This window comes from Achromobacter sp. 1L-A-4-B-C2 (assembly GCF_057291955.1).
Genome location: NZ_JBXAWP010000001.1, coordinates 1,458,523 through 1,483,181, shown reverse-complemented (window position 1 = coordinate 1,483,181; position 24,659 = coordinate 1,458,523). Strand labels below are relative to the sequence as shown.

General features: G+C 60.5%; 20 protein-coding genes and 1 pseudogene. 18 read left to right on the top strand and 3 right to left on the bottom strand.

Going from position 1 to position 24,659, the window contains the following annotated elements; translation table 11 throughout:
* Positions 1 to 305 precede the first annotated feature (305 nt).
* The 13 genes from AC0Z35_RS06830 to AC0Z35_RS06770 all read left to right on the top strand — a co-directional run bounded on the left by AC0Z35_RS06830 (position 306) and on the right by AC0Z35_RS06770 (position 18,219).
* Positions 306 to 1,643 (top strand): glycosyltransferase family protein, encoded by a 1,338-nt coding sequence (locus tag AC0Z35_RS06830; protein WP_485131058.1) that lies wholly within the window; start codon positions 306 to 308, stop codon positions 1,641 to 1,643.
* Positions 1,643 to 3,760 carry a glycosyltransferase family 4 protein gene (locus AC0Z35_RS06825; RefSeq protein ID WP_485131059.1) on the top strand — a complete coding sequence of 706 codons (2,118 nt, stop codon included), beginning with the start codon at positions 1,643 to 1,645 and terminating at the stop codon, positions 3,758 to 3,760. Before AC0Z35_RS06830 ends, AC0Z35_RS06825 begins: the two co-directional genes overlap by 1 nt.
* 28 nt (positions 3,761 to 3,788) lie before the next feature.
* On the top strand, positions 3,789 to 4,613 hold the full coding sequence (locus tag AC0Z35_RS06820) for an ABC transporter permease (protein ID WP_485131060.1): 825 nt from the start codon (positions 3,789 to 3,791) through the stop codon (positions 4,611 to 4,613).
* A complete protein-coding gene (locus AC0Z35_RS06815) occupies positions 4,603 to 5,994 on the top strand; it encodes an ABC transporter ATP-binding protein (protein ID WP_485131061.1) in 1,392 nt (463 codons plus the stop codon). Before AC0Z35_RS06820 ends, AC0Z35_RS06815 begins: the two co-directional genes overlap by 11 nt.
* 15 nt (positions 5,995 to 6,009) lie before the next feature.
* Positions 6,010 to 7,167 (top strand): class I SAM-dependent methyltransferase, encoded by a 1,158-nt coding sequence (locus AC0Z35_RS06810; RefSeq protein WP_485131062.1) that lies wholly within the window; start codon positions 6,010 to 6,012, stop codon positions 7,165 to 7,167.
* A 2-nt stretch (positions 7,168 to 7,169) separates the two neighbouring features.
* Positions 7,170 to 9,203: a glycosyltransferase gene (locus AC0Z35_RS06805; RefSeq protein WP_485131635.1), complete on the top strand. Its 2,034-nt coding sequence runs from the start codon at positions 7,170 to 7,172 to the stop codon at positions 9,201 to 9,203.
* An 81-nt stretch (positions 9,204 to 9,284) separates the two neighbouring features.
* Positions 9,285 to 12,020 (top strand): glycosyltransferase, encoded by a 2,736-nt coding sequence (locus AC0Z35_RS06800; protein ID WP_485131063.1) that lies wholly within the window; start codon positions 9,285 to 9,287, stop codon positions 12,018 to 12,020.
* Positions 12,017 to 12,919 carry a glycosyltransferase gene (locus tag AC0Z35_RS06795; RefSeq protein WP_485131064.1) on the top strand — a complete coding sequence of 301 codons (903 nt, stop codon included), beginning with the start codon at positions 12,017 to 12,019 and terminating at the stop codon, positions 12,917 to 12,919. Before AC0Z35_RS06800 ends, AC0Z35_RS06795 begins: the two co-directional genes overlap by 4 nt.
* Positions 12,916 to 13,956 (top strand): UDP-glucose 4-epimerase GalE, encoded by a 1,041-nt coding sequence (gene galE / locus AC0Z35_RS06790; protein ID WP_485131065.1) that lies wholly within the window; start codon positions 12,916 to 12,918, stop codon positions 13,954 to 13,956. Before AC0Z35_RS06795 ends, galE begins: the two co-directional genes overlap by 4 nt.
* 125 nt (positions 13,957 to 14,081) lie before the next feature.
* Positions 14,082 to 14,960: a GNAT family N-acetyltransferase gene (locus AC0Z35_RS06785; RefSeq protein WP_485131066.1), complete on the top strand. Its 879-nt coding sequence runs from the start codon at positions 14,082 to 14,084 to the stop codon at positions 14,958 to 14,960.
* Entirely contained in the window at positions 14,950 to 15,744 is a 795-nt protein-coding gene (locus AC0Z35_RS06780; protein WP_485131067.1) for a PIG-L deacetylase family protein, read from the top strand. Before AC0Z35_RS06785 ends, AC0Z35_RS06780 begins: the two co-directional genes overlap by 11 nt.
* 104 nt (positions 15,745 to 15,848) lie before the next feature.
* A complete protein-coding gene (waaC, locus tag AC0Z35_RS06775) occupies positions 15,849 to 16,886 on the top strand; it encodes a lipopolysaccharide heptosyltransferase I (protein WP_485131068.1) in 1,038 nt (345 codons plus the stop codon).
* Position 16,887: 1 nt separating this feature from the next.
* On the top strand, positions 16,888 to 18,219 hold the full coding sequence (locus tag AC0Z35_RS06770) for a 3-deoxy-D-manno-octulosonic acid transferase (RefSeq protein ID WP_485131069.1): 1,332 nt from the start codon (positions 16,888 to 16,890) through the stop codon (positions 18,217 to 18,219).
* Positions 18,220 to 18,264: 45 nt separating this feature from the next.
* On the opposite strand, the gene AC0Z35_RS06765 is transcribed toward AC0Z35_RS06770, so the two are convergent.
* The 3 genes from AC0Z35_RS06765 to AC0Z35_RS06755 are packed head-to-tail and all read right to left on the bottom strand — an operon-like array spanning position 18,265 to position 20,096.
* The gene (locus tag AC0Z35_RS06765; RefSeq protein ID WP_185975327.1) at positions 18,265 to 18,429 is read right to left on the bottom strand and encodes a hypothetical protein; all 165 of its coding nucleotides are present in this window, start codon (positions 18,427 to 18,429) and stop codon (positions 18,265 to 18,267) included.
* 12 nt (positions 18,430 to 18,441) lie between these two features.
* The gene (locus AC0Z35_RS06760) at positions 18,442 to 19,248 is read right to left on the bottom strand and encodes a type III pantothenate kinase (protein WP_046802950.1); all 807 of its coding nucleotides are present in this window, start codon (positions 19,246 to 19,248) and stop codon (positions 18,442 to 18,444) included.
* Entirely contained in the window at positions 19,245 to 20,096 is an 852-nt protein-coding gene (locus AC0Z35_RS06755; RefSeq protein ID WP_485131070.1) for a biotin--[acetyl-CoA-carboxylase] ligase, read from the bottom strand. Before AC0Z35_RS06755 ends, AC0Z35_RS06760 begins: the two co-directional genes overlap by 4 nt.
* Positions 20,097 to 20,192: 96 nt before the next feature.
* Between AC0Z35_RS06755 and AC0Z35_RS06750 the strand changes: the two genes are divergently transcribed.
* From AC0Z35_RS06750 to AC0Z35_RS06730, 5 genes and pseudogenes are all read left to right on the top strand, one after another.
* Complete coding sequence (locus tag AC0Z35_RS06750; RefSeq protein WP_485131071.1) at positions 20,193 to 21,323, top strand: MlaE family ABC transporter permease; 1,131 nt, start codon at positions 20,193 to 20,195, stop codon at positions 21,321 to 21,323.
* Entirely contained in the window at positions 21,323 to 22,162 is an 840-nt protein-coding gene (locus tag AC0Z35_RS06745) for an ABC transporter ATP-binding protein (RefSeq protein ID WP_046802952.1), read from the top strand. The genes AC0Z35_RS06750 and AC0Z35_RS06745 overlap by 1 nt, the downstream gene beginning before the upstream one ends.
* On the top strand, positions 22,149 to 23,105 hold the full coding sequence (locus tag AC0Z35_RS06740; protein WP_332609529.1) for an MlaD family protein: 957 nt from the start codon (positions 22,149 to 22,151) through the stop codon (positions 23,103 to 23,105). Before AC0Z35_RS06745 ends, AC0Z35_RS06740 begins: the two co-directional genes overlap by 14 nt.
* Positions 23,102 to 23,701: pseudogene (locus tag AC0Z35_RS06735) on the top strand (ABC-type transport auxiliary lipoprotein family protein); the annotation flags it as partial. The gene AC0Z35_RS06740 and the pseudogene AC0Z35_RS06735, both read left to right, overlap by 4 nt.
* 186 nt (positions 23,702 to 23,887) lie before the next feature.
* The gene (locus tag AC0Z35_RS06730; protein WP_219991413.1) at positions 23,888 to 24,541 is read left to right on the top strand and encodes an alpha/beta hydrolase; all 654 of its coding nucleotides are present in this window, start codon (positions 23,888 to 23,890) and stop codon (positions 24,539 to 24,541) included.
* Positions 24,542 to 24,659: the final 118 nt, after the last annotated feature.

The following is a 24,659-nucleotide window of genomic DNA, read 5'->3' as shown; positions in this document are numbered from 1 at the left end:
CGGTGTCTCATCGCAGCGCGGGTGTACGCTTGCGTTCGCTCGTTTTAGAGGATCAGCAACTACGACCGGAAAAGGATCGTAGCGTGCAGACGCTCCAGGTCCACGGCTCGTCGCCCACATGGCGGCGGGACCGCATCGAATTTTGATCTAAAATATGAGCGCCCTCGTCGACACGAGGTCGTGGGTTGGGCGCGCCGGGCGTCCTGGCCATATCTCTTCTTCCGCGAACTGCCGCCATCGAGCATTTCCTGGGCGGAGTTCGATCTGGGCACGATGCATACTAGCAATTCCATTACTCGACTTTCATGACAATCCATTCGACGAATTCCGGGGCGCCGCCAGAGCATCGAGATCCCATCGGGGAAACCGCACCCGCGACGGGCGTTGCTGTCGATACTGAAACGGCAAAGCTGCGGATGGAATTGGCGAGCACCGTGGCATTGCTTGCCGACACAACGGCCCGCTATCGCGAGATCCAGGGATCGGTTGCCTACCGCGTTGGACTGCGTCTGTCGAAGGGGCCATTGGGTCGGGTGTACCGCGCTGTTGCGCGGCGCCAGGTGCCAAAGCCCGTATCCCGGGGGACTGAGACGCCGGCTGGCACCAGTGGCAACTCGGCTGATGGCGCAGCTGGCATGCCATTGCAGGCGGTACGGAGCCTCTGTCCCGATGCGGTGATACAAGCGCTGCCATTGAGCGTCCCCGTGGCTATCGCGCATCCGGATTGGCTCGGCATTCGGAGTTCAGCCGCGCAGATGTTCGAACATCTGCTTTTGCTCACAGACGAGGTGACGCCGGATGACAGCGAGGGCATTGTCGAGCGCCTGCTCCAGAGGAGCCCAACCGCGGTGGTGCTGCAGGGATTCCCGTTCTCCTATCAACATCTCGTTGAGGCGCTGAATCGGCAAGCTCCGGATCTGCCCGTCCATGTCGTGTGGCATGGCACGTTCATGCAGGCGACAGAAGACTATGCCTGGCGGAGTTTTCGCCTCATGTGTGCGCTACAACGGCAAGGCAAGATCCATCGTATCGGGTTGGTGAAGAAAGGTCAGGAGCAGATCCTGCGGCGTCGTGGAATTGACGCGCATTACCTGTTGAACATGTACCGTGAGATTCCTGAAAGAGCTGCGGCCGTGCCGGTCGCGCCGATCAAGCTCGGGATCTGGAGTATTTCTGAACTGAGGCACAAGCCGCCCTACGAAATGCTGGCGGCGGCTTCCACCATTAAGGATGCACAGATTGTCGGCTCGGTCGCCTCGGAGCGTATGCTGGATTTTTGCCGGGAATTCGGTCTTGCACAGAGCTTTCTGGGGGGCATGGTGCCTCAGGCTGAAATGCCCGGTCACCTTGCGACCACGCACCTGAATCTTTATGTGACGCTTAATGAATGTGCTCCAATGCTTCCTCTGGAGAGTTTTGCAGCGGGGGTGCCGTGCATCATCGGCCCGAATACTCCGTATTTCGAAAACCATCCCTATCTTCATAGCCGATTGGTGGTCACTGTGCCCGATGACGCGTACGCAATCGCCCAAAAGATTGAGTTGGCGTTGGATGAGCGCGACCAGATCGTTTTGGCGTACCGCGAATATGCGATCGAGCACAATGCGGAATCCGTCCGGTCCTTGCAACGGTTCCTGAACTGATGCAGACCACCTGCTTCGTCAGCTATGAGTTGTTCCCAGTCACGCGCGGCGGTTGTGGCGCGCTGCTTCACAACCTTGCCGTACAGTTGCTTCAGTCCGGCGGGCGTGTGGTCTTCTTGCTGGACGTTGATGCTGAGGTGTTTGCGCATTTCGACAAGGATGAAAGACTGAAGCTTCCCAATCCGCACAATTGCGTCGCCCACCGCGTCGAGGATATCTGCGGCCAAGGTCTTTTGCCGCGCGATAGTTTCGCTTCGTGGTATGAGTGGCGCTCCTATGTGCTGAATGAGGCGGCTCGTAGAGTTCACGAATTGGAGCGGCCGGCGCTCATCGAGTTCTTCGATTATCACGGCGTTGCGTACTACGCGCTATGTGAAAAGCTCGCATTTGGCAGCTACGAAGGCGCGCGAATTGCGGTCCGGTACCACGCCACGATCGAGGCGATGGATCGCGTAGACCTGACGAATTCCCTTCATCCCGAACTCTATCTCCTTTACTCGCTTGAGCGCGCGGCCTTGGCATTGGCGGAAACCGTAATCGTCCCTTCAGAGTCTGTATCCAAGCGTTCGCTTGAGGACCTTTATCCGACGGTAGCCTCCCGGCAAGTGGTGGCCGTGCCGCCGCTGCAGAAGACACTCAACAAGCGGGCCTCGGATGGTGTTGAGAACGGCATCTTGTTTTATGGAAGATTGTTTTCGATCAAGGGCGTCGACCTGCTGGTGGATGCCGCCGTTCTGTGGATGCGCCAAAGACCGGAGTTGACCCCTGATTTTTATTTTGTGGGTGGAGATTCCAAACAGCCGCCGGATGGCTGCGGGCTTTATGCGGACTACTTGCTGCGGCGCATTCCTCCAGACTTGCGCGAACGGTTCCACGTCCTGGGACATCTATCGCACGAGGCAACCGAAGCGTTGCTGGACAAGGTCCGTTTTGCTGTTTTTCCGAATCGCGCCGAATCGTTTTGCTACGCTGCACATGAACTGTACGCGGGTGGCGTCCCACTTATCGTTTCGGATATTCCTGGGTTTGACGACTTTTTTCAGCATGAACGCAACAGTTTAGTGTTCGATTGCAAATCGTCCGATGCCCTTGCGGCACAAATTGGCCGGCTTTGGGATGACGCCGGGCTGCGGGATCGATTGACATTCCCCTATCCTGTGGTGCCGGCCAGCGTTGCGCCAATCTATGAGCGCGCCGAAGCAGTACCGACGGAAAAGGCTGTGCCTGTGGTTGTCCAGGGCTTCAAGCTGTCGGTAATTGTTCAGGCGGAAACGCTAGCTCAGGCGCAGCCGCTGTGCAAGCGGCTCGCGGAAGGCAACCATCGGGCTATTGTCCTGTTGCCCGCCCGGGACGCCGACTCCAGGGGCTCGGCATTCTTGTTCGGCCGGAACGTCTATAGTGTTGATTCCACCGGGGCGCCTATCGGCTTACAGGCATTGCGAACGACCGAAGCGCTTGTCATTTTGAGTGCGCGCGATGTCGTCGAACCGTCGTATCTGGATATCGCCGTACGCGTTTTGAGCGCGCGCGCCGACATTCCGTTTGTGTCGGGATGGTCGATTCGTCGCGCTAACGGAGAGCCGCGAGTTGACACGTACGCGCTGCCTTTGACTCTGGATACAGCCCCTATGAGCGGACGGAGCCCGGGAATGCGGGCGGTGTTCCGTACTCGGCCGGGTCAACTTATCCTGGATACTTTCGATACCGGCCTTGCCGAGTATGCGGAACTTAAACATCTATGGAGCCTGACGCAGAACGGCGAGATCGGCCTGTTGATTCCGCGCGCCCTGATGGAACTGCCTGCCGAGGACGCCCACTATCCGAGCGCCAAGCAGATCTCGTATCTGCTGAACGGGGACGACAGCGCGGCCCGTCGAAAGCGGCTCTCCCAAAGCTCGATCGCCGTGTGGAACTCCAATGCATTTTCCAATACGCCGGCAGCCGAGAGAAAGGCGCTTCAGGACGTGACCGCCCTGCCGCCGGAGCTGTTGCGATTGCTGCTGCGTATAGGGAATCTTGTTGTGGCGCTGTACCAGCGATGCGGGCTTTTGCGCCCGGCGATTGGTTTCGCCAAACGACTGCTAGGTCGCCGCTCCGCTGATGCGCGCCGGTCATGAAACAGAACACGAATGTGAGAGGTAATTCTTGATTTCCGAAGTGGTGAACGTAGTGCGCGGCATGGCGACCCGCCATCGCCAACTGATACTGCAAATGGTGAAACGGGAAGTCTTGGGCCGTTACCGAGGATCTGTATTTGGCTTGGCGTGGTCGTTCTTCAATCCATTGCTGCTGCTGATCGTTTACACGTTTGTGTTCTCTGTCGTCTTCAAGGCGCGGTGGGGAGGGGCAGGGGCAACAGCTCCGCACTCGCATGGGGATTTTGCGGTGATCCTGTTCGCAGGTCTCATCATGAACAATCTATTTGTTGAATGCATCAACCGCGCGCCATCGTTGGTCCTATCAAACGTTACTTATGTCAAGAAGGTGGTCTTTCCGTTGGAAACACTGGCCGTCATTGCTTTGGGATCGGCGCTGTTTCATTTGCTGGTGAGCCTGGTCGTCCTGATTGCAGCGCAGCTTATATTCATCGGCAGCGTTCCTTGGACGGTGGTGTATTTCCCGTTGATCCTGATACCTCTCATGTTCCTTTGCCTTGGACTTTCCTGGTTTCTGGCGGGCCTAGGCGTTTACATCCGGGATATGGCCCAGGCCGTGTCGCTATTTACTATTGTCCTCACCTTCATTTCGCCAATCTTCTATCCTCTGTCCGCCATCCCTGAGCGGATGCAAAAGTACGTGAAATTGAATCCAATTACATTTGTCGTCGAAGAGACGCGCAATGCGGTCATCTTTGGGCAACCATTCAACTGGACTGGCTGGTGGATATATACGGTTGTTGGGCTGGCCGTGGCAGTGCTCGGGCTCATTTGGTTTCAGAAAGTACGAAAAGGGTTCGCGGATGTGCTCTGATACAGTTTCCATACACGTCGAGAACCTTGGCAAGCGATACTCGATCTATTCCAAGCCGCAGGACCGCCTGAAAGAGGCTTTGATCGCGCGCGGGGCGGGGTTTTTCGGACGCAGTGTAAAAAGCTACGCGCAAGAATTTTGGGCGTTGTCGGATGTGTCTTTCGATGTGAAAAAAGGCGAGACCGTCGGCATCGTGGGCCGTAACGGGTCTGGAAAGTCGACGCTGCTGCAGATGATCTGCGGCACGGTCACACCCACCACAGGTTCGGTCACGACTCATGGCCGCGTTGCGGCCTTGCTCGAGTTGGGCGCTGGATTCAATCCGGAATTCACTGGCCGCGAAAACGTCTACCTGAACGCGTCACTGCTCGGCCTGACGCATGAGCAGATTGACCAGCGATTTGACAGTATCGCTGGATTCGCCGACATCGGGGAATTCATCGAGAGTCCGGTAAAGAAGTACTCCAGTGGCATGTTTGCGCGGCTTGCGTTTTCGGTAGCCATCCACACTGAGCCCGATATTCTCATCGTGGATGAAATCTTGGCAGTCGGCGACGCGGCCTTCCAGCGTCGATGCCTTAAGAAGTTTTACGAAATCCGCGATATGGGATGCACAATATTGTTTGTGTCCCATGATCAATATCAGGTCAAATCCATCTGTCAGCGAGCGCTTTATCTTGAGCGGGGCGTTCAAAAGGCGTTCGGGCCCGCTGGCAGGGTGATCGACCAATACACCATCGACATGCAGGCGGCATTGCGCGAGTTCGAGGCCAGGGAAGAGGCGGCAGGCAAGCATACTGTCGTGCCTGCGGAGATGGAAGAGTTGGACCACTCCAATCCGCCGAGCGCCGACGCTTCGGAGGCCGGCTTCGGGCCGCATGTCGATGTTGCTAGAGCTTCTGGAAAGGCGGGGCCGTTGTATCGCAAAGAGCCCGATAGGCTCTACGAGATAGATGACGTCTGGCTTTCGACGCCTGTCGGCGACCGGGTGGACCGGATCAGCACCGGAGCTTCGCTGAGGCTGAATGTGCGGTTCCATGCGGTCAGTCCGATCGTTCCAGAAGATATGAGTTTTGTTTTTAATCTGTATCGTCACGACGATTTGTATATTTGTGGCACGACCACGTTGATGGATGGGTACCCAGCCCATGCGGGGGCGCCGGCGGGCCAATTCAGCATCAACTTTCCCAGTGTTCCCCTCTTGAGTGGGTCATACAAGTGGCGTGTAGCCATCAACGACGGCGGAGGGTTCGTCGTGCATGCAGAAGCCAATAATGTTTGCCCGTTTCAGATCTCAGATGACTTCGAGGCAGTTGGCGTAATGAGCTTGCCTCGCGAGTGGGAATTTGAATTCAGCAGCGTCGCGACTAAACCTGACTAAAAGCACATATACATAATGGAACGACTGAGTTTTGGACAGAGCGGCCGCTACGACGGGTTTGAGGCGGCAATTCACATCGCGCGATATTCCTTTGCCAAGGAACTATGCGTGGGAAAGCGCGTGCTGGACGCCGCGTGTGGCGAAGGTTATGGCTCGCGGCTATTGGCGAACTGGGGTGCCAGCGAGGTTGTGGGCGTCGATATTTCGGCCGAGGCGATAGCAAGTGCGCAACAACATTTTTCCAGCCCGAACGTAAAGTTTATTCAGAACGACGCGGAGACGTTACCGCGCCATTTTGAACTAAATAGCTTTGATCTCATCGTTTCCTTTGAAACCATTGAGCACGTGCAGGACCCCGAGTTATTCCTGCGCAATATCCGCGATTTGTTGAAACCGGGGGGGGTTGTCGCAATTAGTTGTCCCAATGATTGGTGGTATTTTCCGACCGACGCCGAGCGCAATCCCTACCATCTTCGAAAATACCGACTAGACGAATTCCGAACAATGACCGAGGGCGTCCTAGGGCAGGCATCTGCATGGTTTGTCGGCGGTCCGATCACAGGATTTGCGAATCTGCAGCTCGACGAGTACTTGGCTGACGACAATCGCTCGGGACAAGTCCAGATGCTGCAGACCTCGGAGACATTGCATGCGCAATTCGTGCCTGCGGAGTTGAATGCAGGGCCCGGGGCAGAGAACGCCAGCTACTTCCTCGGCATCTGGGGCGAACCGGAATATGGATCTCGGTCCAACGCCGGTACGGCTATCCTTCCGCTGTCCATGGATTGCTTCAAGAAGGGGATCTTTCAGGGGCAGCTGCCTCGCGAGGAAGCGGGGCAGCAGGCGAAGTCCCAACCCCAGGTGTCAGCGATAGATATATTCGATGCCATTGCGTCGGGTGACGTCGACCGCATTGCCAGAGATGCGGCCCTCAGAGCCCAAGCGGCAAATACCGAACTGGCGTTAACTCAGAGCACCATCGCCGAGCGGGAAACGCAGTTGCGGGCGAAGGAACTTGAAATCGAGCAGTTGCTTGGGCAAATAGCTGCCCTTAAAGAGAAAATGGAGGAGTTGGCCTTGCCCGCTGCACGATACTTCCGTTTGCGGGACAAAGTTCCGCATTGGATCCGCGCAATAGCCGTAAAGGCCTTCAAAGGCACCGGGGACCGTTGATCGTGGGTTATAAAGCGAACCTCGCTCCTGGCGTGACAGCCTATTCATATGTTTCCGACCCGCGCCATCGCGTTCTGGCAAGCGATGCGGCCAGTATTGCTGGCCCTAATATCGGCGGGAATGGTGAGAATCTTACAATTACATGTCTCTCGCTCAACAGAAGCGAATTGACCCTGCGTCTTATCAATTCTATCGCTGCGCAAGTACCGTACTTCGCGGGAGAAATACTGATCGTCGATAATGGGTCGACGCCGGAAGCTTTGCAAGTGCTGTACGAAGGCTGCGCGCAGTTGAAACTGAACTGGCGCGTGATAGAGCTGGGCAGGAATTACGGCGTGGCTGGTGGTAGGAATCGCGCATTTGCGCAGGCAAAGAAAGACTGGGTATTTTGCCTGGATAATGATATTTTTTTTCTGGCAAACCCTCTGCCGAAAATTCAGAATGATATAGCGGTCCTGGGGTGCCACTTCCTGAATGTTCCGCTACTAGATCCCGACCACGAGACGATATTCTCATTCGGCGGGCATCTGCATGTTGGGATAGGGGTAGGTGCGTTGCACGTAGGCGCGAGTAGTGCCTTGGCGCAGGCGCCAACCGAGGATCGCCAAGGCGATCCTTTTCTTTCGACTTTCCTGCTCGGAGGCGCGTGCGTGTGCAAGCGCTCGACGTTTGAGAAGTTGGGAGGCTACGATGACAATATGTTTATTGGCTTCGAGGATATCGACTTCTCGATCCGGCTTTTCCAAGAGGGTTACAAAGTTGGCGTCACAGGCCATGTCGTTTTGGTGCACGATCATCCCGCGCCTCAAGATGAAACCGATCAAGCCTATGAGCGCCAGCGGTTTTCACGGCAGATGATTCATGATTCCGCCCGTCACATGGAGAAGAAGCACGGCTTCGATATATGGAACGACGGCTTGGAAGGATGGATTGCCCGCCGTCATGCGCAGCTTGGAATAGTTTCTGACGCTTTGCCGACGGCTGTCCGTCGCGTGCAGTCTGTCAGCAGCAAACCAAGAATCGCCTTGGTCATAGATACGGATAATTGGGCATTTGGAAACATCGCGCGCCAGCTCAAGCTTCATTTGTCCCATCGGTTTGATTTTAAAATCATTCCATCGGAAGTCCTGGAGCATGTACATCATATCTTCATGGCCGCTGAGAAGTGCGATCTAGTGCATTTCTTTTGGCGGGAGTATTTCCGGATGATCGAAAGTCCTTGGTGCATAAACCATGTCCAGCGCGCGGGTGTTCCGTTTGATATCTTTGACAAGCGATTCGTTCGTAGCAAACCCGTAACGACAAGTGTATACGATCATTTGTTTCTCGGCCCGGAAGAAGTCCAGGAGCGTGCCGCCTTCTTCAAGGATCGTGTGGCCGCCTATACAGTGTCGTCGAAGCGGTTGGAGGGCATCTATCAAGGCCTGGAAGATTTTCCGCCACCCTCCATCGTGACACACGACGGCGTGGACCTGGAACGGTTCGGTCCCGCCCGACTGGAGAGGCTCGGCGAAGTCGGTCGACGCCCACTGGTGATCGGCTGGGCGGGAAATAGCAGGTGGGCTACGGAGCTGCAAGATGCCAAAGGTTTCAATTCGATTTTAATCCCGACTCTCGAGATACTGAGAGCGGAAGGCCATCGTATTGACACCTGTTTCGCGGACCGGCAGATAAGGTTTATTCCGCATGAAGAGATGCCCGCTTTCTATGGGTCTATAGACCTCTACGTTTGCCCGTCCTTGTTTGAGGGTACGCCGAATCCGATATTGGAGGCCATGGCCTGCGGCGTTCCTGTCGTCACTCACGACGTAGGAGTGGTCCGGGAGGCGTTCGGCCCAAGGCAGAGTGAATTTATCGTTACGGAACGCTCGGTCGAGGCCTTTGCCGAAAAAATACGCCAGCTTCTGGTACAGCCGGAGAAATTGCGGAGCCTGTCCACCGAAAACCTGGAACGGATCCAGGCCTGGAGCTGGAGCAAAACCACCAAGGCGTACGAAAAGTTCTTTGATGACGTATTGACTGCGCACTCGGCGTAGAACGCCGGACGCTCGGCCCCATTCAAAATCTCCATTAGTTAGACGGTGTAAAAATGGGCCACATATTCGGCCCGCATATATATGAGCTTAAAAAAGATCGGCGCATTCGCTAATTCTGGAATTCAAGGCGGTGGCGCGCTCGGCAGGTTGGGGCGCGACCCGTTGAGCGCTGCTGGGCCGTATTGGTCGGCGGACCTGGACCAGTACCTGAGCGACCCTCAGGTCCAGAAGGCCGTGCTCGTAGGCGCTTTTAGCCCGATTGAAGCGTCGGTGCCGGTGATCGTTCATGATCCAGGCCGAAGCGCCGCCTTGGAGGCACCTCCCGTGGCCTGGACGCTTGATAACTGGACGGGGCAGGTGGACGCGCTTGTCCGCTCGCATTCCTCTTCAGGCACTGCTTGGATCGTGTCCGTCCGCCTGCTCGCGCAGCTAATCGACCCCAGGCCTCTGCTTGCCGCGCTCAAGCGCCTCAGCCTCGACGTTGCGAGTCCGATTCTGTTCGTGGCGGAAAAAGAGCTGTCGGACACCCCAACCTGGACTCACAAGCAATTCTTGGATTTCCTTGAGGCGAGCGGTTTTTCGTATCGCCAACGAACCTCCACGACATCTGCGGTGCTCGTCGAGGCTAGCGTGGAGCGAGAGGCGTATGGCCGATACTTGGAAGGGCTAGGGTTTTCGGCGGGACTGCTGGACGCCGATCAGCTGCTGTTGACAACGGAGGATGCCACCGTTCGCGCCACCGGTGGAATTGGCACCTATGTGAAGAACATCAAGGCGGTGGATCCGCGTTCCTGCGCCTTGATGTGCGATGTCGACCTGAGTCCCGGTGGGTTGGACGGACGCACGTTTGTGCCACGTATGTTCTTCGACGGTATCAGCCCTGACAGCTTTTTCGACGGGCTGGGCTTGCTTGAGGCGCTGAAAGGCATCTTGTACTTGTTGCCGCGAGTAACGTTGGTAGAGACGCAGGATTACAAATCAATCGGCTTTCGCGTCGTACAAGCCAAGCAGACTGGCGTTCTGCCCCAATGGCTGCGCCTGCGCGTGTTCATGCATGGGTCTATCGACTACGTGAAATACGGGGTGCAGAATGAATCGTCCATGGACTACACGCCGCACGAGTTGGCCTGGGCGGTCCGCGACAGCTATTTGTTCAAGTATGCGGATGAGTGCTTTGCGCCCTCCCGCTACCTGGGCGAACGCCTGCTTCAGCAGGAGTTCGGTTATGAACTAAATAATCTCTCCATTAGGAAGCTGCCTTTCGACCTTGATCTGTTGCCCCCCGCACAGACCACAAGCTTTCAGAAGGTAAAGCGTATCGTCTTTATCGGAAAGTACAACCAGTTAAAAGGATGGCCGGATTTCCTGGCGGCAATGGAGTCGCTTGCCGCTGCTGATCATCTGCGCGACATCGCTGAAGTCGTGTCGCTGGGGCCGCTGGGGCCGGGAAATGAAGATCGAAAGAGGCTCGCAGCCATCTGCAACTACAAAGATCTGCATCTGACACACGAGCAATTGCTGGCGTTCGTGTATGAAAGACTGTCGGATACCTTGTTCGTTGTGCCGTCGCGGGGCGAAAACTATCCCTTTGTTGTTCTTGAGCAGTTACTGCTGGGCTCGCTGTTTGTGGCTTACAACACCGGGGGAGCGATCGAAGTCGTTGATGATCCGGAGCACGTCGAGCGGTTTTTTTCGGCTCCGGACGCCGCGTCGCTCGCGAAAAAACTTGGGCAAGTCCTGAGTATGTCTCCCGAAGAATACGGCGACGACTTGAATGCATCCCGCAAGCGGGCAAGGGCCAGGCAAAGCGCCATCAACGCAGGCTGGAGTCGCTCCGATCTGCCGTCTCGGATTCCGGACTGGCGGGCTTTCGAGGCCACCCCGGCATGTGATGTCTCCGTAGTCGTGCCAGTTTTCAACACGCCAGTGGATTACGTCGAAGAGTTACTGGTTTCAATTGCCCGATCCCGACTGAGACCAACGGAGCTTCTCGTTATCGACGATGGATCGGCTCCGGAATATCACGCCGAGCTGCGCATTCTGATCGATCGGATAATTGGCGAGAAGATTACCGTCCGTCTTCATCGCCAGGAGAATCGCGGCTTGGCGGGGGCGCGAAATACCGGGCTCAAACTGTCGCGGTCACCGGTGACATTCTTCGTCGATAGCGACGACGTTCTGTTACCGCAGACGCTGGAAGAGGCTTGGGCTGCAATGTCGCTAGATGCGTCGCTGGTGGCCGCAACGGGCTTCGCGTTGCATTTTACGGATGTGAAGTCGCTGCCGAAGACCACTGAACCGCTGCGGGACGGATGGTTCTGGAAGCCGCTAGGTGTGCCTGAAGCCAAGGCGCTCGCGATACTGGAAAATCAGTACATTACCGCAAATGTCATGGTGCGCACGGCGCATTTGCTTGAACTTGGGGGCTGGGACGATTCGGACAGGTCTGTTTGGGAAGACTGGGCATTTTTTGCCCGTCTGGCGTGGTCCGGTCAGCGTTTCTCCCTGATCCCGACGCTGGGGTATTTGTATCGAAACACCCCTGGCAGCATGTCCAAAACATATAACAAGTACTTTGGCCGTCGCCGGCTTGTGCGGAATCTTGTAGGCTTCAGCCGCCTTGATGCCAATATCCTGTTCAGTTTGGCGAACACGGATGGTGGTAAAGGAAGCGCCCAGCTGGCCGGGGCCAGTCTGTCGGAGAAAGAAATCGAGTTGGTCAATTTGATTCGTTCGATGATGCAGAAGCCAAGGCTGCGCAAGGTTGTAGTGGCGGTATACCGTGGATACTCGAGACTCCGGAGACTAGTCCGGTGAACCATCTCGAAGCGCATACTGCTGAGAACGGTCGCTCAGGTCTGGAGCAGTCAGCGCCGGGTCTGATGTTTTCGGTGCTCATGTCGGTCTATCGAGGGGAAAATCCCGCGTTTCTTGACGCCGCGTTGTGGAGCCTTCGGGCCTCAACCGTCGAGCTTCCCGAAGTTGTCCTGGTGGAAGACGGGCCGCTGCCGGACACGCTTCACGACGTCATTCGGCATCACGAAGCCGCGTTGAAGTTCCGGCGGGTCCCTCTGGCGCAGAACGTGGGGCTGGGACTGGCGCTCACGGAAGGGTTGAAGCAATGCCGCTATGGATGGATTGCCCGGTTTGATACCGATGACCTGATCGTTGCCGACAGATTTGCGCGGCAATTGGGATTGATTATGTCTGCCCCTGAGATTGATCTTACAGGAGGGTGGATACGGGAGTTCGAGACGGATCCCGGTTCGGACGAGGGACGTCTGCGCCGAGTACCTGAAAGCCATGCGGCCATCCTGGCCTACGCCAAGCGGCGTAACCCATTCAATCATATGACGGTCATGTTCAGGCGAGACTTGGCGTTGTCGCTGGGCGGTTACCGCAATGAGCATTTGTATGAGGACTATGCGCTATGGGTCCGGATGATTCAAGCGGGCGCGCGTACGGCGAATCTACCCGTGGTCTTAGTCAACGCCCGGGCGGGCGCTGGAATGTATGCGCGCCGGGGCGGCTTTGCCTACGTGGCGGGAGAGTGCCGCGCCCAATGGGCGTTTTACCGATCGGGGTTCATCGGTCTGTTTCGCCTCGCGTTGAATCTGGCGTCCCGGTTGCCCGTTAGAATTTTGCCTGATCGGTCCCGGCAATTTCTGTACGAGCGCATATTGCGCGTCGGAAAAGGACATTCACATTCAAAATGACAAATAGAACATTATTGGTGACCGGCGGGGCCGGTTATATCGGCTCGCACACCCTGCTTGCATTGATCATGGCTGGCTACCGTACGGTCGTGCTGGACAATTACTCCAACAGCGTGCCGGAAGTGCTTCGGCGGGTGGAGCAGTTGAGCGGAACGTCGATTGAATTCGTCCAAGGCGATGTTCGGGACGCAAAAATACTGGACGAGTTGCTCCAGCGGAAGATGGAGGACGGGAGTCGCGTCCAGTGCGTGGTGCATTTTGCTGCCTTGAAGGCGGTTGGCGAGTCTGTCGCGAACCCGCTCGCCTACTACGACAACAATGTGGGCGGAACCACGGCCTTGTTGTCGGCGATGGACCGCGCGCAGGTGCGTCATCTCGTATTCAGCTCGTCCGCCACCGTTTATGGCGAGCCTACCGAATTGCCCTATTCCGAGCACCATCGAATCGCACCGACCAACCCCTACGGATGGACGAAAGCGATAGTGGAGCAAATGCTGAAGGATTGGGCGGCGACCGGCGAAGACCGTAGAGCGGTGGCGCTGCGCTATTTCAATCCCATTGGTTCGCACGCCAGCGGCATCCTGGGTGAGGCGCCGCAAGGCACGCCAAATAACCTATTCCCCTTCATTACGCAGGTTGCTGTGGGCAAGCGGGAAAAATTGATGGTGTTCGGTGATGATTACGACACCGTCGATGGCACTGGTGTACGAGACTATCTCCATGTCGAGGATCTGGCCGACGGCCACGTGCGGGCTGTGCAGTACGCATGTGGGGCGACAGACCCATTTTCTGCGATTAACCTTGGAACCGGCAAAGGGACAAGCGTCTTTCAGCTGGTGCGGGCGTTCGAGCAGGCCAGTGGCAAGAAGATCGCCTGTGAGATCCAGCCGCGCCGGCCTGGCGATATCGCTGCAGCATGGGCAGACGCGGCGTTGGCTTACCGATTGCTCGGTTGGAAGGCGGAACGAGATATTGAAAAAATGTGCGCGGACGGTTGGCGCTGGCAATCAGGGAATCCTGACGGCTACGGCAGCTAGGGCGGCATCTTCGGGCCATTGCCAAGGCCGATTCAAGGTCTGCCCGGTCAATCTCTTTAGTGCTAAGCTGACGAGCCTGTACACACCCCCATCAGGACCGGCGAAAACGCGATCTTGCGAGCAGCTTGTCGGACTACTCGTTCAAATATATGAATATCAAGCCGATCCAGTTCGACGAAAACTCGTTGAAGAGCTATTCCGGGCTTTTTGCACGTTGTTTTCCCCCTTCCGCCAAGTTCGGCATGGAAGGCCTGAATTGGCTTTATACGAAAAATCCCGCAGGCAACGCCGTGGGATTTGATGCATGGGAAGGCGATGAACTTGCGGCGCACTACGTGTGCATTCCCACCATCGTTTCGTTCGCGGGTACGCATAGCAAGATGCTGCTTTCGCTGAATACGGCGACACACCCGTCATTTCAGGGGCGCGGGCTGTTCACGAAGCTGGCGCAGGCGACCTACGATGCTGCTGGGGCCCTGGGATTCGATGCTGTCCACGGCGTCGCCAATGCGAACAGCACCCCTGGATTTGTCCGCAAGCTGGGGTTCAAGCTCGTGCAGCCCCTGGAGGCTCGTGTTGGTGTTGGAAGCCTGGACGTTGACGTACAGCGCCTGAAACAGGACGCACAGTTTCAGCGGGTGTGGACGAGCGAGCATTTGAACTGGCGTTGTGCCAATCCGGTCAACAGGATTTCGCCTCGCTCGGGCAGAGATTTCAGCCAGTTCTTCGCCGAGGCCAAGGGCCGCCTGCTTTCGGCTTACGCCCAACTGGAGAGTGCTGAGCTCGGGAAAGGGTACTCAGGCCCCGGAGTGCAAGCGTCACCGCTGCGTCTGTTCCTCGGTTTGTATCCGGCCGGAGCGTGCAACTATGCGCGTTATATCAGCATTCCGCAGCGGTTCCGTCCGTCTCCTTTGAATTTTATTTTCCGTCCACTGAAGGCCAATCTGCCTACGTTGGAGTCGGGGGCAGTGGCATTTTCGTTCCTGGACTTTGATGCATACTGAAGCCGTCGAATCCGAGCCGATTGCTCTTTTCTTTTTTGCGCATCAAGACGATGAGTTTGGCGTTTTCCACGCGATTGCTGAGGAAAGGCGTAAGGGGCGCAGAGTGGTGTGCTGCTATTTGACCGATGGGGGGTTTGGCGGCGTTTCTGTTCAACGCCGGAACGACGAGTCTCTGACGGTGTTGCGCAAGCTGGGCGTGGCGGGGTCCGACGTCGTTTTTGCCGGAGAAATGCTGTCTATTTCGGATGGCCGCCTAGTCGATAACCTGGATGCGGCAGGCGCTTGGATCGAGAATTGGGTGGCGGGATTCAAGGCTGTGCAGGCAATCTATGTCACCGCATGGGAAGGCGGACACCATGACCACGATGCTTTGCATGCGCTGGTGGCAATAGTCAGCCATCGTCTGGGGTGTCTTCTGTTGTGCCGCCAGTTTTCGCTATATAACGCCTACCGCTGCAAGGGGCCGCTATTCCGGGTGCAGCTTCCGCTGGTAGGCAACGGCCCCGTCACCTACTCGCCTATCCCGTGGCATTTCCGGATGCGGTTCATCGGATACTGTCTTGGATATCCATCGCAGACCAAGACGTGGCTGGGTCTGTTGCCCTTTGTTGTTGCCCATTACGTCTTGGACGGGCGCCAGGCGACCCAACCGCTTGACCTGACGCGCCTGCTGCAACGTCCGCACGATGGCGCGCTTTACTACGAGAAGCGGGAGTTCTGTCAGTGGGAAAAGTTGCTAGACGCCCTGCAGGTTTGGCGCCGCCAGTTTGAGCGGCCGAGCTAGTTTCGCGGTATTCGCCGGTGGGAGCGCCAGTTTTCCCTGCGCCCTTCGTGGCAAGCGATGTTTGTTGTACATTCGCTCCTTCAATTGCACGATCGTCAGTTTTGATGCCCACCCGCATTCTCATCGTCCGCACGTCTTCCCTAGGTGACCTCGTCCACATGCTGCCGGCTATTACCGACATAGCCCGGCATGTGCCTGACGCACAGATCGACTGGGTCGTCGAAGAGGCATTCGGTGAGATTCCGTCCTGGCACCCAGCAGTCAACGAAATCATCAAAGTCGCGCATCGCCGGTGGCGAAAATCGTGGTGGTCCTCACAGGTGCGAGCCGAGCGCAAAGCATTGAAAGAACGCCTGCGGTCCACGCAATACGACATCGTGCTGGATATGCAGGCGCTACTGAAATCTGCTTGGCTGGTGCGTCAGGCGCGCGGCGTGCGGCATGGGCTGGATTGGCGGTCGGCGCGTGAGCCCTTGGCGTCGCTGTTCTACAACGTGCGTCACCGCGTGGAATTCTGGCAGCCTGCCGTGATCCGCCAGCGCAAGTTGGCCGCGCTGACCTTTGGCTACCAGCATGCCGGGCTGCCGGACTTTGGATTGCAGAATTTCGTGCGGCAGGCCAGTCAGCCTGTGGAACCCGTGGTTGAAGTCGGCAGCGACGGCTTGAACGCCGCTGAACTGCCGCGCCTGCATCATTTGGACAACGACCGGGGTTACGCAGTGATCATGCCGTCGGCCAGCCGCGACGACAAACTCTGGCCCGAAGAGGATTGGCGCGCGGTATTCCGCCGCCTGCGCGAAGCCGGCTGCACCCTGAAACTGCTGGCGGGCAATGACGCGGAGGCCGAGCGCGCGAGCCTGCTTGTGGCCGGCATGGAAGGCGCCGAAGTCATGCCGCGCATGGACCTGACCGACGTGGCGCGCTTGCTGGCCGGGTCGCGCCTGATGGTGGGCCTGGACAGCGGGCTGACGCATCTGTCGGCGGCGCTGGGCCGCCCCACCATCGGCATCTACCGCGCTTCCACCCCCGTTCGCACACCGCTGGTCGGGTCGAACTACACGGCCAGCCTGGGCGACCGCGGCGCGTCTCCATCGCGCGAAGCGGTGATGGCCTCGGTTGAGCAGGCGCTGGCCGCGCACTGACATGAATCGCGGCGTCTACACGCTGGCACTGCGGGCGTTGGCGCCGCTGCTGTGGCTGTGGATGGCGCGTCGCGCCAAACGGGCGGGCGGTCAGTGGGAGGTGTTTTCGCGCGAGCGTTTCGGCCATCCAGCGGATGGGCAACCGCTTTTCGCTTGGGCTGCCGCGTCGCAGGCTGCTGCCCCTGTCTCCACCACCGCCGATTCCCCCTGGACCCGCCCCGTCTGGGTACACGCCGTCAGCCTGGGCGAGACACGCGCGGCGCAGCCGTTGCTGCAAGCGTTGCTAGACCGCGGCTTGCCCGTGCTGCTGACTCACATGACGGCCACGGGCCGCGCTGAAGGCCAGCGTTTGTTCGCCGACGCCATTGGCCGGGGCCAACTGCGCCAAGCTTGGCTGCCGTACGACTTCCCGGGCGCTGCCCGCCGCTTCATGCGCGGCTACCAGCCGCGCTGCGGACTGCTGATCGAACGTGAAATCTGGCCAAATCTACTGGCCGCCGCCCGACGCGCGCAGGTGCCGATGGCGCTGGTCAGCGCGCGATATTCCGCGTCGTCGCTACGCCAGGCAAAACGCATGGGCGGCGTGATGCACGAAGCCTTGGCCGGCCTCGATATGGTCCTGGCCCAAACGGTGGAAGACGCGGCGCGGCTGGTGCAGGCGGGCGCGCCCGTGCCCGCTGTGACCGGTAATCTGAAATTCGACCTGTTGCTGCCGGCGTCGCAGGTTCAGGCGGGCCGAGAATGGCGCACGCGTCTGGGTCGGCCGGTTGTGTCGATTGCCAGCACCCGCGAAGGCGAGGACGCGCCTTTTATCGACGCGATCAAGCGCTACAGCGGGCAGCCGGACGCGCCGCTTTTCATGGTGATCCCGCGACACCCGCAACGCTTTGACGAGGCGGCCAGGCTGTTGAGCGATGCAAAGCTACCGTTCATCCGGCGAAGCGCGGGCGTCGAGCCGACCCCGGAAACCGCCGTGGTGCTGGGCGACAGCCTGGGCGAAATGGCCTTCTATTACGCTGCGTCGGATGTCGCCATTGTCGCGGGCAGTTTTGCGCCGCTGGGCGGGCAGAACCTGATCGAAGCCTGCGCAGCGGGCGTGCCGGTGATCGTGGGGCCGCACACCTTCAACTTCCAGCAGGCGGCCGAAGATGCGATTGCGGCGGGGGCGGTGGTGCGCCAGCCCGATCCTGCCGGGGCGGTGGATGCCGCGATAGCGATGGTGCACGATGAAGCGCTGCGCCAAGAGGCTAGCCGGGCTGCGCGTCGCTGGTTCGAGCTGCACGCCGGCGCCACGCGTCGGACGATGGACGCGCTGGCGTCTTGGCTGGACTGAACTGGGATCGCCGCGCAGCCCTGAATCAGCAGAGGTCCCGCCCGATCACTGCGCCGTCCGCCCCACCAGCTTCACCGCATCCGCATTCAATTCCTGACCAAACCGCCTTGTATCGCGGCCTTCGTCTTCTGGCCGCACGCCGATCCAGCCTTGGCCCAGCGCCAGCACCCACAGGTTCGCCAAGAGGATCAGGATGAAGAGCACTCGCATGGCGGGCCTTGTTCAGGCGTTGAGGTCCAGGGTGGCGCGGGCGACCGCGGCCAGGCCATCCAGGACAGGGTGGTCCAGGTACACCGGCACCGGCGCGGCGCCGAATGCGCCGCCGGCATCGGCCAGCAGGCGTTCTATTTCCTGATGCACTTCGGGCCAGCCGCCGCCCGCCGCGTAGATCTGCGGGGTCTCGCCGTAGCGCTGGCGGCCCGCCAGCCATTGGCGCACCACCGCGCCCGCCTGCGCGGCCGCAATGCCGGAGGCAATGGCTTCGTGCGTGTCGACGGGGTAGGCCACGACCTGGCCGTTGGCGATGGGCAGGTTGGCGGTGCCATGGGCCAGCGCGTTGCGCATCATGGCAGGGCCCGGCAGGATCAGGCCCCCGGCGAAGACGTTGTCGGGGCCGACGGTATCAATGGTGGTGGCCGTGCCGAAGCTGGCCAGCACGAAGGGGGGATGGGCGCCGGGCAGGCGCGACAGCACGCCCAGCAGCGACGCCCAGCGGTCGGCGCCCAATTGCGTCGGCACGCGGTAGCTGTTGACCAGCCCCAGCGTCGTGCCCTGCGAAGGCGACCACGTCACCGCGCAGCCGTGTTTTTGCAGGATGGCGGCAATGGCCGTGCCGCGGGCTTCGCCCGCCACGTTCACGCCCAGCGCGCGCAGCGGGCGGCGCGGCAGCGCGGCCAGCCAGCCATCCAGCGCATCCAGGTCCAGGCCGTCGAAGGCGACCGCCGCCGGCTCGCGCGGCATATCGCGGTTGCTGGCGTCCAGCCAACCCACCTTCAAACGGCTGTTGCCGGAATCAATAAGAATAATCATGCTTGGCGTCGAATCGAGATTTCACCAATTGAAATCGGTGTGGCGCCCTGGGGCGTTTGCACCAGCAGGCGGCCATGTTCGTCCACGCCACAGGCGGTGCCGCTAAGTAGGATATCGCCTTTTTCCAGCACGTTCACCGGCCGGCCCGCCAGCGCGTCGACTCGGTCAAAACGATGCTGAAACGCGGCAAAACCCTCGCGTTCCAAGGTTTGAACCGCGTCGTGCCAGGCGGTGGCGCTGGCGCAGATCAGGTCGGCGGCGTCGGGCAGGAGGCCGGATTCGGCCTGCACCTGAGTCCAATCGGCCACATCGCGATCCAGCGCGCGGGACAGCTCGGCCGCGTCGCGCAAATTGACACCCATGCCGATGACAACGGTGTAGCCGGCCTCGCGGCCACCTGGATTGCGGGTGGTTTCCACCAGAACCCCGGCCAGTTTGGCGTCGTGCCACTGCACATCGTTCGGCCACTTCATGCACAGGCCGTTCGCACGCGGCCCGGCAACGGCGCGCAGCGCCTCGCAGGCGACGACGCCGGCCAAGGGCGATAGCGCGGGCAATTGCGCGGCGGGCAGGTGCACGTCGTACGCGCACGAAAACATCAGCGTGGAGCCCGCGCGGTTTTGCCAAGGGCGGCCGGCGCGGCCGCGGCCGGCATTTTGCAGATGGGCGCCCAACAGCCAGGGTTTGGCCGCGCCAAGCCCCGAGCGGGCTCGCGCCAGCAGGTCGGCATTGGTCGACCCGGTGTTGCCGGTCCAGGTGATGTCTTGGAATACAGGCAGGCGCTGGCCTAGCTCGCGGGCCAGGGCTTCCGGCGCGGGCAGGTCGATAGGGCGGACGTGTTCGGACATGGCGGCGATTGTAGGGCACGCGGCCGGCACGCGCGGTCTTTCGGGGCGCAAGCGTTTATCATTGGCGATACATTTTGCATCCGGTGCCCCGCCTACATGCCGCATTCCGCTTCATCCGCGTCCGCCGCCGCGCCTTTCCGTCTGGACGGAAAAGTCTGCCATGTGGCGGGCGACTGGAGCGTCCTGGCCCTGGCACAGGCCGGCGAAGTCGAACGCCGGCGCACCGCCATGGCCCGCGCGGCCCAGGAAGGCGTGCGCTGGGATCTGCACGGCATCAGCCGCCTGGACACCATCGGCGCCTTGCTGATCTGGCAGGCCTGGGGCGAAAAACTGCCCGAACGGGTGCGCTGGTCGGCCGGCCAGCAGGATGTTTTCAACGCGCTGGCCATGAACAAGGGCGAGGCCCAGACGGCCCCGCCCAAGCCCGAAACCTTAGCCTGGATCCGCGGCCTGGGCGGCGCCATCTTGCAAGCCGCCGAAAACGGCCGGGCGCTGCTGATCATGCTGGGCCAATTGATGCTGGACCTGGGCGCCATGCTGCGCCGGCCGCGCCTGGGACCCTGGCGCGAGATCTCGGCGCAGGTGTATCGCACCGGCGCGCAGGCGCTGGGCATCACGGCGCTGGTGGGGTTTCTGATCGGCGTGGTGCTGTCGTATCTGTCGGCGCAGCAGCTACAGATGATCGGCGCCGACCGCTTTATCGTGCGGCTGCTGGGCGTGTCCATCGTGCGCGAGCTTGGGCCGGTGCTGGCGGCCATTCTGGTGGCGGGCCGGTCTGGTTCTGCAATCACCGCGCAGATTGGCGTGATGCGCGTCACGCAGGAGCTGGACGCCATGCGCGTCATGGGTATCTCGCACGGGCAGCGCCTGATCCTGCCGCGTGTGTTGGCGCTGGCCGTGACCATGCCGCTGCTGGTCTTGTGGACGGACGCCATGGCCTTGCTGGGCGGCATGTTGGCCGCGCAGATGCAGCTGGGTATCTCGCCGCAGTGGTTCCTGACCTCGCTGCCGGATGCCATCTCGCTGACCAATTACTGGATCGGCATCCTCAAGGGCGTGACCTTCGGCATCTTGATCGCGCTGATCGCCTGCCACTTTGGCTTGCGCATCCAGCCCAATACCGAAAGCTTGGGCCGGGGCACAACCACATCCGTGGTGACATCGATCACGGGCGTGATCCTGCTGGACGCCTTCTACGCCATCATCTTCAGTTCGGTGGGCATCTGATGAACAGCGCCACGCAAAACCGCCTGTTCACCGACGACAGCGTCACCGTCGAGCCCGTTATCACGGTGCGCGGGCTGCGCACGGCGTTTGGCGACCATGTGGTGCACGACAACCTGGACCTGACCGTCTTCCCCGGCGAAATCCTGGTGCTGGTGGGCGGGTCGGGCACCGGCAAGACGGTGCTGCTGCGGCAAATCATCGGCCTGGACCAACCTGCCGCCGGCTCCGTCAAAGTGCTGGGGCATTCGCTGTTCGACCTGTCGCCCGGCGAGCGCCGGCGCCTGTCTTACCGCTGGGGCATGCTGTTTCAGGCGGGGGCGTTGTTCTCGGCGCTGTCCGTGTTCGACAACGTGGCGCTGCCATTGCGCGAACTGCGAACGGTGCCCGAAGACCTGGTGTGCGATGTCGTCATGTGCCGGCTGGCCATGGTCGGGCTATCCGCCAAGGACGCCGACAAGCGGCCGTCGGACCTGTCCGGCGGCATGGTCAAGCGCGTGGCGCTGGCACGTGCGTTGTCGCTGGACCCCGAATTGCTGTTCCTGGACGAACCTACCGCCGGGCTGGACCCGCTGCGTTCGGACGAATTCGTGGATCTGGTGCGCAGCCTGCACCGCCAGCTGGGGTTTACCGTCGTCATGGTGACGCACGATCTGGACACGCTGCTGGCGCTGGCTACGCGTGTCGCCGTGCTGGCCGACAAACGGGTGATTGTGTGCGACACGGTGCAGGAAGTCCTGAAGGTCGATCACCCGTTCATTCATACATTCTTTCTGGGCGAACGCGGCTTGCGCGCGCTTGGAGACCTGGCGCCGAAGGGGTTGCATCATGGAAAACCGTAGTCATGCGCTCATGGCCGGCATCTTCACGCTGGTCCTGTTGGCCGCCGCCGCGCTGATCGCCGTGTGGATCGGGCGGGACCGCACCAAGCTGCAAACGTACGAGATCGTGTCGGCCACCGCCGTCAGCGGCTTGAATCCGCAATCGGCGGTGCGTTATCAAGGCGTGCCCGTGGGCAAGGTGCAGTCCTTGGCGCTGAACCCGAACAAGCCGGGGCAGGTGCGCATCCGCATCGGCGTGGCGCCCAATACGCCCATCACCGAATCAACGTGGGCAGAGCTGGGCGTACAAGGCGTGACGGGGATGTCCAACGTGGAACTGCGCGACGACGGCTCGTCGCTGAAGCGCCTGGCCTCGTCCGCCGAGCATCCCGCCGCTATTCCGCTGCGCCCCGGTTTTCTTGACCGCATCGAGCAGCGGGGCGGCAAGCTGATATCCAACGTGGAAGAGGCCACCGAGCAGCTGCGCCGCGTGCTCAGCGAACAGAACGTGCAAGCGTTGACCGCCACCTTGCAGAACGCCACCGACATCACGCAGTCGTTGCGGCAAGCCAGCCGCGACCTCGCGCCCACCATGGCGAAGCTGGGACCGCTGATCGACTCGCTGGGCACGACGTCGCGCCAGGCGGACCGCGCCGCGCGCGAAATCGCCGACCTGGCGCAACAGGCGCGGCAGGCGCTGGCGCGCTTGAATGCGCCCGACGGCCCCTTGTCGGTCGCCACGCGCAGCCTTAACGACATTGCGCTGGCCGCCGCGCGCCTGGATGGCGAAACCCTGCCCGCCGTTACCAATATGGCCACCAACGTCAGCGCCGCCGCGCGTGGCGCGACCGTCACCCTGCGCCGTGTCGACAGCACGCCGCAATCGTTCTTGTTCGGCCCGGCGCCCGTTGCGCCCGGGCCTGGCGAAGCCGGCTTTGCCGGATTCGGGAGACAGCCCAAATGAAAATGCGCAGCGCCGTACTGTTATTGACCGTGACCCTGACTCTGACCTTGGCGGGCTGCGGCATCGGCCGCGTGCCGGCGCCGCCCTCGGTGTTCGACCTGGGGTTGGACGCCAAACCCGTGCCGGCGCTGCCGGCCCGCGCACCGATCGCCATGAGCGTGCAAGCGCCGCCCGCCTTGTCGGACACCAGCATGATCTGGCGCGTGGGCGACAGCGCCGCGCCCCGGGCGTATGCCACGTTCCGCTGGGCCTCGTCGCCGTCCGAACTCGTGCGCCAGCGCATCACCGACCGCTTGTCTCGTCAGGGCGCCGTGCTGGCTGACCGCGTCAATCTTCAGATGCCGCAGTTGCAACTGACGCTGATGCAGTTCGAGCAGGTGTATGCCGATGACGGGCGGTCCAGCGAAGGGCGCATCCTGTTGCAGGCAGTGCTGCTCAATGGCCGCAACGTGGTCGATCAAAAGCGCATCCCGGTGCGCGTGCCGACGCCGACGCAAGACGCCGCCGGCGGCGTCGCGGCGCTGCGGCAAGCCACGGACGAGGCCTCGGATCAGCTGGCGCAATGGTTGGCGGCGACGGTGCGAAGCGCCTCCGCCGCCACGTCCGAACCCGCCTCCGCGGTGGCATCCGGTGCTACGTCAGAAACTGCGCCCCGGCGCGGATTCGGCCCCCGGCCCGGACCGAACTTCGAGCCCGCATTCAATCCCTCTGCCGGGTCACGGCCCGGCAATTGAATCCAAGGCTTTACTCCCTCATTTTCTTTTTGCACGTTGAGTTGAACCATGTCCGCACGCACTGATACCCACGCCTTCGCCGGCGCCGCTGGCCGCATTGATTGCGCTGTCGATTGGCCTGCCGGCACGCCGCGAGGCTGGGCCCTGGTCCTGCATCCGCATCCGCTGCAAGGCGGCGCGCGCGAAAACAAGGTGGTCACCACCGTGTCGCGCGCCTGCGTGCAGCATGGCTTGGTGGCGGTGCGCCCCAACTTTCGCGGCGTCGGGCAGTCCGAAGGCGTGTTCGACAAGTCGGTCGGCGAAACCCAGGACATGCTTGCCGTGGTGACGCAAATGCGCGAGCTGCATCCCGAACTGGCCGACGCACCCTGGGTGCTGGCCGGCTTTTCGTTTGGCACCGCGGTCGCGGCGCAAACCTACGCGGCGCTGGCGGATGCGGGCGATGCCAAGCTGCCGTCCGCGCTGATGTTGATGGGGCCGGCGGTGAACCGGTTTCAGTCGCATGAAGTCCAGGTTCCTGACGATACGCTGATGGTCCACGGCGAAGAAGACGAGGTGGTGCCGCTGTCCGAAGCCATGGACTGGGCGCGTCCGCGTTCGATTCCGGTGGTGGTGGTGCCGGGCGCATCGCACTTCTTTCACGGCAAGCTGCTGGTGCTGCGCCAGTTGATCCAGGCGCGGCTGAAGGTCGCGTTGGACTGAACCGGCCACACGAAGGCAGCAGGTTGCATCAGGTTGCATGTTTTAAATGCACCGGGAACCCCGCGCGAACCGGCCGGGTCCAATCGCCTGCCTATAATTGTCAGCCACTAGCCCCGCG

Coding starts and splice junctions, on each gene's coding strand:
- AC0Z35_RS06830 (WP_485131058.1), top strand. CDS start 306: ATGACAATCCATTCGACGAATTCCGGGGCGCCGCCAGAGCATCGAGAT.
- AC0Z35_RS06825 (WP_485131059.1), top strand. CDS start 1,643: ATGCAGACCACCTGCTTCGTCAGCTATGAGTTGTTCCCAGTCACGCGC.
- AC0Z35_RS06815 (WP_485131061.1), top strand. CDS start 4,603: ATGTGCTCTGATACAGTTTCCATACACGTCGAGAACCTTGGCAAGCGA.
- AC0Z35_RS06810 (WP_485131062.1), top strand. CDS start 6,010: ATGGAACGACTGAGTTTTGGACAGAGCGGCCGCTACGACGGGTTTGAG.
- AC0Z35_RS06800 (WP_485131063.1), top strand. CDS start 9,285: ATGAGCTTAAAAAAGATCGGCGCATTCGCTAATTCTGGAATTCAAGGC.
- galE (WP_485131065.1), top strand. CDS start 12,916: ATGACAAATAGAACATTATTGGTGACCGGCGGGGCCGGTTATATCGGC.
- AC0Z35_RS06780 (WP_485131067.1), top strand. CDS start 14,950: ATGCATACTGAAGCCGTCGAATCCGAGCCGATTGCTCTTTTCTTTTTT.
- waaC (WP_485131068.1), top strand. CDS start 15,849: ATGCCCACCCGCATTCTCATCGTCCGCACGTCTTCCCTAGGTGACCTC.
- AC0Z35_RS06770 (WP_485131069.1), top strand. CDS start 16,888: ATGAATCGCGGCGTCTACACGCTGGCACTGCGGGCGTTGGCGCCGCTG.
- AC0Z35_RS06765 (WP_185975327.1), bottom strand. CDS start 18,429: ATGCGAGTGCTCTTCATCCTGATCCTCTTGGCGAACCTGTGGGTGCTG.
- AC0Z35_RS06760 (WP_046802950.1), bottom strand. CDS start 19,248: ATGATTATTCTTATTGATTCCGGCAACAGCCGTTTGAAGGTGGGTTGG.
- AC0Z35_RS06755 (WP_485131070.1), bottom strand. CDS start 20,096: ATGTCCGAACACGTCCGCCCTATCGACCTGCCCGCGCCGGAAGCCCTG.
- AC0Z35_RS06750 (WP_485131071.1), top strand. CDS start 20,193: ATGCCGCATTCCGCTTCATCCGCGTCCGCCGCCGCGCCTTTCCGTCTG.
- AC0Z35_RS06745 (WP_046802952.1), top strand. CDS start 21,323: ATGAACAGCGCCACGCAAAACCGCCTGTTCACCGACGACAGCGTCACC.
- AC0Z35_RS06740 (WP_332609529.1), top strand. CDS start 22,149: ATGGAAAACCGTAGTCATGCGCTCATGGCCGGCATCTTCACGCTGGTC.
- AC0Z35_RS06730 (WP_219991413.1), top strand. CDS start 23,888: ATGTCCGCACGCACTGATACCCACGCCTTCGCCGGCGCCGCTGGCCGC.